The 12,192-nt window shown below is 40.1% G+C and carries 12 protein-coding genes; 2 read left to right on the forward strand and 10 right to left on the reverse strand.

Going from position 1 to position 12,192, the window contains the following annotated elements:
- Positions 1 to 21 precede the first annotated feature (21 nt).
- Complete coding sequence (gene yqeH, locus CKW02_RS11870; protein ID WP_003217494.1) at positions 22 to 1,122, reverse strand: ribosome biogenesis GTPase YqeH; 1,101 nt, start codon at positions 1,120 to 1,122, stop codon at positions 22 to 24.
- A 2-nt stretch (positions 1,123 to 1,124) separates the two neighbouring features.
- A complete protein-coding gene (locus CKW02_RS11875; protein WP_034620856.1) occupies positions 1,125 to 1,646 on the reverse strand; it encodes a YqeG family HAD IIIA-type phosphatase in 522 nt (173 codons plus the stop codon).
- Between the two features lie 362 nt (positions 1,647 to 2,008).
- On the opposite strand from CKW02_RS11875, the gene CKW02_RS11880 reads away from it, so the two are divergent.
- Positions 2,009 to 2,149 (forward strand): sporulation histidine kinase inhibitor Sda, encoded by a 141-nt coding sequence (locus tag CKW02_RS11880; protein WP_003217327.1) that lies wholly within the window; start codon positions 2,009 to 2,011, stop codon positions 2,147 to 2,149.
- A 363-nt stretch (positions 2,150 to 2,512) separates the two neighbouring features.
- Here the strand turns inward: CKW02_RS11880 and CKW02_RS11885 are convergent, their stop codons facing one another.
- The 3 genes from CKW02_RS11885 to CKW02_RS11895 form a co-directional block, all read right to left on the reverse strand.
- Positions 2,513 to 3,241, reverse strand: a complete 729-nt coding sequence (locus CKW02_RS11885) for an SGNH/GDSL hydrolase family protein (RefSeq protein ID WP_223251261.1) — start codon at positions 3,239 to 3,241, stop codon at positions 2,513 to 2,515.
- An 82-nt stretch (positions 3,242 to 3,323) separates the two neighbouring features.
- Positions 3,324 to 4,064, reverse strand: a complete 741-nt coding sequence (locus tag CKW02_RS11890) for a polysaccharide deacetylase family protein (protein WP_003217495.1) — start codon at positions 4,062 to 4,064, stop codon at positions 3,324 to 3,326.
- A 175-nt stretch (positions 4,065 to 4,239) separates the two neighbouring features.
- A complete protein-coding gene (locus tag CKW02_RS11895; protein WP_003217469.1) occupies positions 4,240 to 5,361 on the reverse strand; it encodes a Rap family tetratricopeptide repeat protein in 1,122 nt (373 codons plus the stop codon).
- A gap of 234 nt (positions 5,362 to 5,595) precedes the next feature.
- Between CKW02_RS11895 and sigK the strand changes: the two genes are divergently transcribed.
- Entirely contained in the window at positions 5,596 to 6,321 is a 726-nt protein-coding gene (gene sigK, locus CKW02_RS11900) for an RNA polymerase sporulation sigma factor SigK (protein WP_034620857.1), read from the forward strand.
- 447 nt (positions 6,322 to 6,768) lie between these two features.
- On the opposite strand, the gene CKW02_RS11905 is transcribed toward sigK, so the two are convergent.
- From CKW02_RS11905 to CKW02_RS11925, 5 genes are all read right to left on the reverse strand, one after another.
- Positions 6,769 to 7,782, reverse strand: coding sequence for an NADP-dependent oxidoreductase (locus tag CKW02_RS11905; RefSeq protein WP_003217281.1), 1,014 nt, complete (start codon positions 7,780 to 7,782; stop codon positions 6,769 to 6,771).
- A gap of 372 nt (positions 7,783 to 8,154) precedes the next feature.
- On the reverse strand, positions 8,155 to 8,907 hold the full coding sequence (locus tag CKW02_RS11910) for an SDR family NAD(P)-dependent oxidoreductase (RefSeq protein ID WP_003217405.1): 753 nt from the start codon (positions 8,905 to 8,907) through the stop codon (positions 8,155 to 8,157).
- Positions 8,908 to 9,093: 186 nt separating this feature from the next.
- Complete coding sequence (locus CKW02_RS11915; protein WP_003217300.1) at positions 9,094 to 9,879, reverse strand: SDR family NAD(P)-dependent oxidoreductase; 786 nt, start codon at positions 9,877 to 9,879, stop codon at positions 9,094 to 9,096.
- A gap of 338 nt (positions 9,880 to 10,217) precedes the next feature.
- A complete protein-coding gene (locus CKW02_RS11920) occupies positions 10,218 to 11,276 on the reverse strand; it encodes an alkene reductase (protein ID WP_003217428.1) in 1,059 nt (352 codons plus the stop codon).
- A gap of 16 nt (positions 11,277 to 11,292) precedes the next feature.
- Positions 11,293 to 12,141, reverse strand: coding sequence for an alpha/beta fold hydrolase (locus tag CKW02_RS11925; protein WP_003217483.1), 849 nt, complete (start codon positions 12,139 to 12,141; stop codon positions 11,293 to 11,295).
- Between the last annotated feature and the right edge of the window lie 51 nt (positions 12,142 to 12,192).

A 12,192-nucleotide genomic window follows, 5' to 3' on the forward strand; every position in this document is an offset into this window, starting at 1 on the left:
GGTCTCTCCCCCTCTGAACATTTAAATTAACGAACGTCTCATAAACACATGCACGCCTTTTGGCGCATAGACTTTGATTTGCTTACCTGCATCATTTGCCGTGATCCACCCTAAGCCTGAGAAGACGATATCCATTTTCGGCTGATCAATGGTAAAGGTATGTGGAACGAGTGGAGGAAAATCTTCCATCCCCTCTTTTGATGGCGGTGATAGCAGTTCACCGGCATGTTTTTCATATAAATCATCTGCGTTCTCTAACTTTGTTCTGTGTATGTTCAGCTCATTTGGCATATAGCAGACAAATGACGTTCTGCCGCCTTTTACATAATCAAATCGAGCAAGCCCGCCAAAATAAAGCGTTTGAGCTTCATTTAATTGGAACGTTCTCGGTTTCAATTCTTTTTTCGGCGTTAAGATCTTCAAGTCATTTTTACTGACATAGTGCGCCATTTGATGACGGTTGATAATGCCCGGCGTATCAAATAGAGCAGATCCGTCATCAAGCGGGATCTCAATGGCATCAAGTGTTGTACCTGGATATTGGGATGTGGTGATCACGTTCTCTTTACCAGATACTTCTTTGATGATTCGATTGATAAATGTGGATTTCCCAACATTCGTACAGCCGACGACATAGACATTTCTTCCTTCGCGGTAATGATCGATCGCTTCCATCACCTCAGGTACGCCCTGACCTCTGCTTGCACTGATTAAGAAAACATCGATCGGGTTCAATCCGTTTTCTTTCGCTTCCCGTTTCATCCAATGAATTAAACGATCTTTTTTCACGGATTTCGGTAAAATATCTACTTTGTTGCCGACGAGTAAAATCGGGTTACCACCGACAATACGACTCAGCCCATTAATCCAGCTTCCGTTAAAGTCAAAAATATCAACGACCTTGACAATCAGAGAATCTGTCTCTCCGATACTGTGCAATATATTTAAAAAGTCGTCTTCTGTTAAAGAAACATCTTGTATTTCATTGTAGTTCTTTAACCTAAAACAGCGCTGACAGATCACATCTTCTTTCAATAGAGATGCTGCCGGCGCATATCCTAATTGATCTTTATCTTCCGTCTGAATGGCTACACCGCAGCCAATACAAACAACCTTTTCCATTATTACTCTTCCTCCCACTGAATGTGGCCCTTACGCTTTAAGGCTCCTAAAATTCTGCGTTCAATCTGCCTGTTAAACTTAGTGATAAATCCGTCTGAGGCAGCAACAGGGACGACCAAAATCGTATGGAAGCCGTGACGATTCCCGCCTAGAACATCGGTCATGAGCTGATCCCCAATGACAACCACATCTTCTTTTTTCAATTGCATATCAGCGACGGCCTTATTAAAAGCTCTTCCCATCGGCTTTTTCGCTTTATAAATAAACGGAATATGAACTGGTTCAGAAAAAAGCTTGACCCTTTTTTCATTATTGTTCGATACAATCGTCACTTGTATCCCGTGATCCTTCATTTCTTGAAACCATTCAATTAAGCGGGGCGTCGCACTTGGACGATCCCATTCTACTAGTGTGTTATCTAAATCGGTAATAATTCCTTTTACATTTCGTTCTTTTAGTTTTTGCGGTGAAATGTGGAAAATGCTTTTCACAAATTCATCCGGTAAGAAATACTTCTTTAGCACAATTTGCACCCTTTCTTCCATTGGTTTTTCAGCGATAGTGTCGAATCAAATCACAATTTGTCTGTCTATCGAATACAATGAAAAAGTTTTCGACATATGACGAGGACCTTCAACAGTTGTGGATAATTTTACACACATTATCCACCTATATTTCATCACGCTTTCATTCAATTATAAACACTCTACCCACAAGTTATCCACTTCACCATGTGGATAACAGAACGATTGTTCTTGTTTCCCATTCATGGTAGATTAAAGGTACTTCAGAGACATTCGATCAACCTATGATGATATGTCTTTTCCTCAAGTTTTATGCCAACTTTTTCAGGGGAGGTGTTTTTCCCATCATATGGGTTTCTAGTATGAAAAAGCTGTCAGATGATTTACTTATAGAATCGTATTATAAAGCAAATGAAATGAACTTAAATCGCGACTTCATTGAATTAATTGAGACAGAAATGAAAAGACGTTCGCTCGGGCATATGCTCTCTGTTTCCTCTTAATTCCATATCACAGGAACCATGCCTCCCGAGCATTCTCTTTTTTAAACTCAGGTGACTGATATTATATCACTTGCGCTATAGGCTTACTACTATTTTCCGTAAAAAACACCCCTTCTCAAGTAAAGAAGAGGTGTCTTATTTGCAAGGCTGTTCATTCCAAAACCATAACCCTCCACCTACGACCAAAATAACCACAAGGAATACAACAAGAAAAGCGTAACCGATTCCTGCTCCTTGAGCTGGATAAGGCGAACACGCAGGGTAAGGATAAGGGCATCCCCACATATCAGTTACCTCCTTCTAGGAAGATATACTGTTAGACTATGCTAAATGGATGATCTTGTTTAGGCAGATGGCCATCATTTAAAAATGTTTGATGACATCACGCTCTTTGATTTCGTTATAAATGATTCTTGCCCCTTTTGGCGTCATATGATTGCCAGAAGGGTCGATCAAACCTGATTGAATCAACGCATTGTCACTATCTTCGCCTGCTTCTCGGATGAACGCTTTCCAGTTGTCGACAAGCGGTACTTGATGATCCTTGGCTATTTCTCTCGTGATATCATTATAGGAATTTTGCCAAGCTCTTGCCCCGCCTCTCTCAGCAAAATAAGATGACTTATACCTAGAGTAATAATACAAGCCCTTTTTTCCGCCTTCTACAACAGGTACACAGGTCATGAGAATCGGGGTAATGCCTGCTTTTCTACTCTCAGAAATGAAGTAGGTTACGTTTTCTTTAAACCTTTTTTTCGTCACTCGGGGATGTTTCCCGTCTAAAATCGCCGCATCATTCGTCCCAAACATGATGAGGACGTAAGTTGGTTTCTGCTTTAAAATATCCTGCTCAAAGCGCAGCTTCGCATCTTCAGTCGTCTGCCCGCCAATTCCTGCGTTCTTCACTTGAATTTGACCGCGCTCGACGTTTTTCATGAGATTCACCCATTTTTCAGATGTTGGATAATCTCGAAAGTCCCAGTTTGATCCCTTTGTATTGCTGTCGCCAAATGCAATGACACTTTCTTGTTCTGGCTTTGAGCACCCAGCAGCGACACAAAGTAGGATGAAAAGGACAACATATTTCTTCACAACATTCACCTCCAAAAGCCCTCTTCATATAGTAAACGACAAGACTTTTGGTTTCAATGAATGACTGTTTTTGACGAATCTCCTATTGCAGTTGAACTGGTACATACGCTTTGTCATGATGCAGTAGTTCGCTCACTTTAACAAATTCATATCCTCGATCCTTTAATTCAGGTATTACTTGTTTCAGTGCTTCAACCGTTTGCTTCCGGTTTCCCCCACCATCATGCAAAAGAATAATATCGCCGCCTTGAATGTGATCAATAATCCTGCTCGCAATTTTGTGTGAGCCTGGTCTTGACCAGTCCTTCGGATCTTGCGTAAAGGACCACATGACCACATCATATCCTTGTTTAGACAAAATCCGGAAAGATTTCATCGTCAAGCGGCCACCAGGAGGACGAAATAATAAGGGCCCACCAGGCTGAAGTGAAGCGATATGAGCCGCTGATTCTTTTAGCTCCTGCTTGATCTCCTTTGAAGATAACAGGTCAAAATACGTATGATTCATCGTGTGGTTGCCAAGCTCATTTCCCTCGCCTACGATTCGTTTCGCAATGTCTGGATATGTATGAATCCGGCTGCCTATAGCAAAAAAGCTGGCATTCACTTGATGCTCCTTCAGCACGTCTAAGACTTGATTCGTGTACACTGGATGAGGTCCATCATCAAAGGTCAGTGCAATCTTTTTTCGTTCCTGTCTCATGTCCCAAAAAGCTCGTCCTGTTTTTTCTAGGTCGATTCTTTTTAATGTTCGAGCTTCTATTTTATTAGGAACAAACGTGCATAGCAGTAATATACACAGCAAGACATGCAACCCTCTCATTTGACCGCCTCCACAGAACATTCTTACAGATTAAATTGCCCGCTTTTTAATGATTCATTCAGCATTCATGGTCACGAACTGCATCTCTGACTTCTTTTTTTACATAAAAAAAGCTGGCCATCAGGCCCGCTTTTTGTTTCACGTTTGGTTTCTCTCTTCAACTGTCGAACGTTGCTTAGAATTCATACAGACACTCTCCTTCTTGGATTTGATTTTGAGCCCATAATAATTTCTGATAATACTGGTTGGACTTCTGGTATTGTTGAGAGGCTTCTAAGGCTGTCGCAATTTCTAGTGAGATATCCTCTATATAAGAGTATAGGCTAAGTTTTTCCAAATAATCAATGGTTTTTTGCAGTTGTTCTTCATTCATTTCTTGAACATATAAAGCATCTAGATACTCAAACATATGACAGAACAGCTGGTCTTCATGCTTCTTTGCAGCTAATTTTCCATCTTCTAATATGCGGCATGCTGCTCCTTGTTCATTTTGTCTAAAAAGCAGTTTTGCCAGCGTATAGAGCGTATGTGGAAGCGTGGGAAGTTGCTCTTTACTGGCAATATCAGCCGATTCTGTTAAATAGCGTTCTGCTTCCTCAAGGTAGCCCAGTTCCCCATAACATTTCCCTAAATTATAAAGCGCTGAACTGTATATCCGCGGGTGATCGATTTGTGATGCGAGCTGTTTTGCCTTTTTTAAATGAGGCAGTGCCCGGTCTTTTCGTTTTAAATCTTGATAGTTTCCTGAAATCACAAACAGGCACTGAATGATGCGAATTGAATAAGCATCATGCTGATCGTATATTTCCAGCGCCTTTAAAATATGATGCATCGAGACATGCGTTTGCTTCATAATATAGTAGGCTTCTGCTACTTTAAAATGAAACTCAGCCTGCTCAATATCATCAAATACCATAGACAGCTGTTTTTCTGCCACTCGGTAATATTTGACGGCTTCTAAATATTCTTTTTGACTAAACTCATGCATGCCACGAAAAAATGCATGGTAATAATGCAGCATATCAGATAGCTCATGATTGGAGTTTTCGATTTTATCGACAAGATTAGATACTGAGAAAGGTTGATATTTTGAAGGGTGTATATAGTCAAGCATGATCTGGTGCCGAAAACACATGAGCTGATAATAAATCAGTAAATGCTGGTCCTCTTCCATCCGTTCAATTTCCGCTTCTACTTCTGCTTTCAGGATTTCCGCATCTGGAACACTGAACTGCCGTATCATTCGATACCATTCATTAATTTTCATACCTACATGTGAAGAAAGAACCTTCCCCATGTTCCGAAAAAACCCCTTCCTTTTCGGTCTAATATTACATATTTTAGCACGCTTCTTGACCGCCAAGCACCGCAAAGAAACCGCAAACATATGAGCAAGGCAGCAGAAACAGACGAACAGAAGCCCGTTTTTTTCGAAAAAGATGATTTTTTCATCGTACAGACACAGACAATCCCCCCTTCACATACATTTGAGGATATAGGCAGTGGCCTAAACATGGTGGAGGTGAAAATCGTGGCAGGAGTATTTACAGCGATGGGATTGATGGTCAAAGAATTGGTGTTCTTAGTGTCCTATGTCAAAAACAATGCCTTTCCACAGCCCCTTTCGGGAGATGATGAAAAAAAATACTTAGCCCTCATGGCACAGGGCGATGAACATGCAAGAAACATGCTGATTGAACATAACCTTCGGCTCGTCGCCCATATTGTCAAGAAATTTGAAAATACCGGGGAAGACGCTGAAGACCTCATCTCCATCGGGACGATCGGACTCATTAAAGCCATCGAAAGCTATTCCTCTGGAAAAGGAACAAAGCTGGCAACATATGCGGCGCGGTGTATTGAAAATGAAATTCTGATGCATTTACGCGCGCTCAAAAAAACAAAAAAGGATGTCTCCTTACATGACCCCATCGGTCAGGATAAAGAAGGCAACGAAATTTCTTTAATTGATGTCTTAAAATCAGAAAGTGAAGATGTGATCGATACCATTCAGCTCAACATGGAGCTTGAAAAAGTAAAGGAGTATATCGACATTCTCGACGGCCGAGAAAAAGAAGTCATCGTCGGCCGGTTCGGTCTTGATTTAAAGAAAGAAAAAACGCAGCGGGAAATAGCAAAGGAGCTCGGGATTTCGCGGAGCTATGTATCCCGTATTGAGAAGCGGGCGCTGATGAAGATGTTTCATGAATTTTACCGGGCGGAGAAGGAGAAACGGAAGCGGGAGAAGGGGAAATAATATCAAAGAAGCCGGTCTAAATTCCGGCTTCTTTTCATTCCACTAAGCACTCAACATAATAAAACCATATCATTGGTTATGGAACTTAATTCCATTACACTCCTTATATTCATTTGCCATCGTTTCTATACGTTTATGTGAATTATGGTTAAAATGGTAAGTCAAAACAAGGATCGTTCTTTATTTTTCATCTTATTGATTAAGAATTTTAATCTCTAGTCTAAATATAGTGTTTTTTATAAACAGACAGTAATTACCATGTCGTGGCATGTCTGTTAAAGTAACCACCTGTCTTAAATCCAACTTTTTTATAGGAAAAATTGGATGGCTAGTTCTCCATGTTTTATAATTACTGATACAGAACTCCGGCTTGCTGAAGTTTTCTATCCTTTCAAAATCCTTTACATAAATGATCTCAATTTTTTGACTGCTTTCTTCATATTCCCCTTAAAAATTAATAATCACTTTCCCTTTTGGTCGTCCATTTGCGACTAGTTCTAGCGCTTCATTTACGTTGTCTATAGTAAATAGTATTGGATGAATTGCTGGAACAATGTTGTTTTCTTCAATGATTTTGGTAATCTCTTTAAGTTGTGCGCCGTCAGAACGAACGAAAATAAAATGATATTCCACGTTTTGTTTCTTAGCTTTGCGGTCATAATTTGCGCCAGCAAGGGAAAATAATATTCGTTTCCACAATGGGGAATTTAGGTATTTCCCGAAACGTTTATTTGGTCCTGTACGGAGAGAGAGCAATCTTCCGCCCGGTTTGATGATACTCAATTCACTGTCAAATTCTTTAGGTCCCAGTGTATCAATCACGTAATCCACATTCGACAACAAGTCAACATAGTTTTCTATTGCATAATCCAAATATTGGTCTGCACCCATTTCCAAAGTGCGTTCGCGCGCTTCTGAGTTGCCACTAACAATGACATTTAGGCCCATTTCCTTTGCTATTGGTACAGCCATTTGACCAAAGCTGCCTGATCCACCTGGAATGAAGACAGATTTACCTGACTGTGCCTCAAGTTCTTCATGTAGACCTTGATACGCTGTGAGTCCAGCCAGTGGTACAGCAGCGGCTTCCACGTAAGACAAATTTTTTGGCATGGGTGCAATTGCGGCAGCATCAATTGCGGCATATTCCGCAAAAGCACCAATTTTTTTAAGGGGAAGACGTGTATAGATGGCATCTCCTACGTGAAATTCTGTCACATTTTTTCCGATTTTTTCGATAACTCCTGTCAATTCATTACCAAGCGTTAATGGGAATTCATAATCTTGAATCAGTTTCACGCTGCCTGTAATAATTAACATTTCGAGTGGATTGACTGCCGCAGCTTTGACCTTTACCAAGACTTCGTTTTCATCGATTTCTGGAATTGGAATGTCATTGACTTTGGCATGGATATTTTTTGAATACTTGGTGATCTGAGCTGCTTTCATGAGTGTTTTCATTTTTTCATTAGCATCCTTCCTTGAGATTATTACAGCTGGTGTTCCCACACTCAATCAGTAGAACAGATGTTAGAGTTCATCAGCCCATAGCGTTCGAATGCAGTACACGTCAGCCAGTGTAGCGCAATTCATGCGTCAAGCATTTTTCAGTTGTATGCCTTTTTTAAGCATTACTGTCCATTTTGCAGGTTCAATTTAAAAACTACTTTTCATTCCTTTTTTTTGTTACAAAAATAGAGAGTCACTTCCCAGTCCCAAACTGTTTGTGGAACCTTGATATTTGCCATAAGTTATACTTATCTCTTGCGCTCTGCTACGTGTCATTGGTGCCATCGCTAAACGATTATGTTACCATATATATGAAAATTAGATTTAAAGGCTTTCTAGTATTGGAAAGATCGGCTTTCTCAACTTAAATTCATAGTTTTCATCTACAACCCCAACCGCTTCATCTTTGTCATAAACCTCCATCATAAAACCTGCCATTTGCTTAGCTGTGTGGTACATAGGGAGATTTGCTTTGTAATCAAACTCTTTTATATCATTTGCATGTTTTGCGAATTCTGTTTCCGTCATTGCTGGTGCTAAAACTTTTGCCTTCATTTTCGCACCTTTCAGTTCAAGTTCTTTTGCAAGCCCTTCGGTGAAGGCACTAACATAATATTTAGAAGCAGAGTAAGCAACACTGCCAACAGCAATTACATATCCAAGTGCTGAGGATACGTTAATTAATTGAGTTCCCTCTACATCAGCATATTCTCTTACAAATAGTGTAGAAAGGATTGTCAAGGATTCTATGTTCACGCGTAACATGGTTTCTACTTTATCTAAATTCTGATCTATGACAGAAGAGGTTTCACCAAGACCAGCATTATTAATCCAAGTCTCAATTTGATACTCCTTTAAACTGTTATACAGTGTATATGCCTGATCTTTGACAGATAGGTCACTTGTCCGAATAATAACATCTAAACTAGGATTTAGATTCTGAATGGTTGATTTAAGTTCTTCTAATTTATCTAATCTTCTAGCTGCAATAATTAAGTTTTTGCCACGAGCAGCAAATGCTAATGCTGTCTCATATCCGATACCTGAGCTTGCTCCTGTAATAACTGTGTACTTCATATTATTCTCTCCTTAAAAATATTTCTCCTTGTTCTTGACCATGTTTCAGTAGATCAAATAAGAAGGTTTCCGTCTTTATAAAAATCTCTGTAACTTTTTTAGTGAACGATTTATTCCAATACGAGATCTTGGCTAGATGGCAGATCATAATCAACTGCCACTCCCCCCTGGTCACCCTCAATTAGGTCAATGCCCTGTTCTTTGCTGTGTGGATCTGACCATACGGGTCACCATTTTGCGCGGCATCAGTCGTGGAAGGAATGCCATGAACCGGTTTCGAGCCCCTGGCATTATGAACGTCTTGCCGCGTAAGAAGCCTCGGTACCCTTCCTCAGCCACCTGCCCGGCCTCCATGATAGCACCACTCTGGAACAACTTCGATTCCCCAATACCCGAACGTTCAACAAAGCCGGTTGACGTCAGTCCCGGACATAGTGCCGTCACAGTCACCCCTGTACCGCTCAGTTCGTTCTCCAAAGCCTCAGTGAACGACAGCACGTACGCCTTCGTTGCGTAGTAAACCGACATCATAGGTCCTGGGAAGAAAGCCACCAACGAAGCCACATTCATCACGCCTCCTTGGCCCCGTTTGACCATATCCGGCAAGAACAGTTTCGTCATAACAGTCAGAGCCTTGATATTGACGTCAATCATATTCGTCTCTTGTTCTAACTGCGTCTCCAAGAACGTCCCGTACAAACCGAAGCCGGCATTATTGACAAGATAGTCGACGACGATCCCCTTCTCCTTGAGCTCCGCAAAAATCTCTTTCGGCACACCGGGTGAAGCCACATCCTTTGCGATGACCGTCGCTTGACTGCCATATCTTTTCCTATATTCCTTTGCGAGCTCCAAAAGCTTACCCTCGCTACGCGCCACCAGCACCAAATTATATCCTCCCTTGGCGAAACGATCCGCCAACTCTTTGCCAATTCCACCCGATACCCCGGTGATAAGAACAGTTTTTTTCATTTTACAGCACACCTCCATTTTTAGTTTAATTAAACCTTTAAAACGTTTTACAGCGTTTCTTACTGCGAGTTGTTACTATGGATGTAGGTTATCGATAATTGTAATTTTTGTATAAGAGGATTTATACTTGCCGCATATATCTCAACTGAGACCTCGCCATTATTTATTTTGGGCTTAGGGAAGTCTAAAAAAATTTGGTTTTTCACCGTAGTTTTCAATCGCTAAAACTTTCATGACAATCCTTCACATTTTTAATTAACGCACATGTATCTATTTATAAAGAATCTAAGAAAAAAAGATATGAATATCCCTAGATGGGATATTCATAATTAATTAAATTATTTTAAGAAAGGATAATCTGTATAGCCTTCTTTTCCTCCTGCATAGAGCGTGTTTTTATCAGGTTCGTTTAGAGGAGCACCTGAATGAATCCGTTCTACAAAGTCTGGATTAGCTAGTACCCAAGTGCCTACTGTGACAACATCTGCAAGATTATTATCTACATCAGACGAAAGTTGATCTAGAGGACGACCTGGACGGTTAACAAGAAGTGCTTGGTCCCAAAGTTGACGCACATCTTTTAGGAATTGCTCGTTTCCAAAGTGCATTAAATGCAGATAAGCAAGGTTAAGCTTATTTAATTCACTTATTAAATAGCGATACATCTCAAGGCTATTCTCCCCCTCATCAATGCCTTGCAGTGTTCCTTGAGGAGAAAAACGGATGCCTGTTCTTTCTGCTCCTATTTCATCAACAACTGCTTTAGCTACTTCAATTGCGAATCGAGAACGCCCCTCAATCGTACCACCGTATGCATCTTGACGATGATTGGAGTTTTCACTAAGGAATTGTTGGATCAGATAACCATTCGCTCCGTGAATTTCAACTCCGTCTGCACCAGCTTCAATTGCTGAACGTGCTGCTAAACGAAACTCATTGATAACATCTTTTATCTCAAGCTCACTCAGTTCTCTTGGTGTTGGAATTTCTTTCATTCCTTCTGCCGTGAAAATTTCTACACCAGGTGCAATAGCTGACGGTGCAACTGCTTGGCGGTGGTGAGGTGTGTTATCAGGGTGTGATACACGTCCTACATGCATAAGCTGAATAAAAATATGACCGCCTTCACTATGAACTTTAGAAGTTACTTTTTTCCACCCTCTAATATGATTTTCTGTATAAATACCAGGTGTATTCGTGTAACCTTGCCCATCATCTGAAGGTTGGGTTCCTTCGCTTATAATTAAACCGACTGAAGCACGCTGACCATAGTACTCAGCTACTAAATCGCTCGGCGTACCATCTGGTAAAGCTCTATTTCTAGTCATCGGAGCCATACCTATACGATTTTTTAATTCAATGTTTCCGATACGAACTTTTTCAAATAATTTGCTCATATGAATACTCTCCTTTTTAATAAGAATTAGAATCAAGAAATAAATTTACGTGTTCTGCAAATAGTTCTGGATATTGAAACAGATGCCCGTGACCAGAATCAGGATATATAATCAGCTGTGCTTTGGGTAATTTCTCTGCTAAGATATAACTGTTTTTAGTCGGTACCATCACATCATTAACACCATTAGTAACAAGTACAGGGTGTTTGATGTTTTGTAACCATTCATAATCATGATTAGATTTTTGTTTAGCCCATTTTGCAATAGCTTGTAATTGTGCCTCTTTTACTTGTTCCGAACTATTTACTTTTTTCTGATTAAAAATTCTTTGTAGTGAAGCTATTCCTGCTGATTTACTTGTTTCGGTTTGTTCGTAGAAAAAGAACATAAAATCATTTATTCCATCTTCTTCCGTTCCGCCGTGACGATTCATTCTTTCAAAAATCTCTGGATTTGGATTAATACCAGATTCAGGTGAAGTACCTGCCAAAATCATTTTTCTTACTAAATCTCCTTCTTGTAAAGCTAGCTCTTGTGCAACCATGCCACCAATGGAAAAACCAAGAATGTCGACTTGTTCTAATCCAAGTGCTTTTATAAATGTTGCTGTATCTTTTGCCATATCAGCAATTGTAGTAGGCGTTAGTCCATCGGTCTCACCAACCCCTTTATTGTCAAATAAGATTACTGGGCGTTTATTTGCAATAGGTTCAAGCATGTCTGGATCCCAGTTTTCCAACGTTCCTCTAAAGTGAACAAGAAATACTACTGGTATACCATCTTTTGTACCAAATCTCCTATATGCGTAACGAGTTCCTTCTGCTTCAATAAATTCTGATTCTGTTGGTATTTTAAAATTTCTCATTTTTGTGTTCCTCCTTAGAAATTAAAAAACGATTTATAACTATGCATTATG

The organism is Bacillus pumilus (assembly GCF_900186955.1).
GTDB lineage: Bacteria > Bacillota > Bacilli > Bacillales > Bacillaceae > Bacillus > Bacillus pumilus.

Coding starts and splice junctions, on each gene's coding strand:
- yqeH (WP_003217494.1), bottom strand. CDS start 1,122: ATGGAAAAGGTTGTTTGTATTGGCTGCGGTGTAGCCATTCAGACGGAA.
- CKW02_RS11880 (WP_003217327.1), top strand. CDS start 2,009: ATGAAAAAGCTGTCAGATGATTTACTTATAGAATCGTATTATAAAGCA.
- CKW02_RS11890 (WP_003217495.1), bottom strand. CDS start 4,064: ATGAGAGGGTTGCATGTCTTGCTGTGTATATTACTGCTATGCACGTTT.
- CKW02_RS11895 (WP_003217469.1), bottom strand. CDS start 5,361: ATGGGGAAGGTTCTTTCTTCACATGTAGGTATGAAAATTAATGAATGG.
- CKW02_RS11905 (WP_003217281.1), bottom strand. CDS start 7,782: ATGAAAACACTCATGAAAGCAGCTCAGATCACCAAGTATTCAAAAAAT.
- CKW02_RS11910 (WP_003217405.1), bottom strand. CDS start 8,907: ATGAAGTACACAGTTATTACAGGAGCAAGCTCAGGTATCGGATATGAG.
- CKW02_RS11915 (WP_003217300.1), bottom strand. CDS start 9,879: ATGAAAAAAACTGTTCTTATCACCGGGGTATCGGGTGGAATTGGCAAA.
- CKW02_RS11920 (WP_003217428.1), bottom strand. CDS start 11,276: ATGAGCAAATTATTTGAAAAAGTTCGTATCGGAAACATTGAATTAAAA.
- CKW02_RS11925 (WP_003217483.1), bottom strand. CDS start 12,141: ATGAGAAATTTTAAAATACCAACAGAATCAGAATTTATTGAAGCAGAA.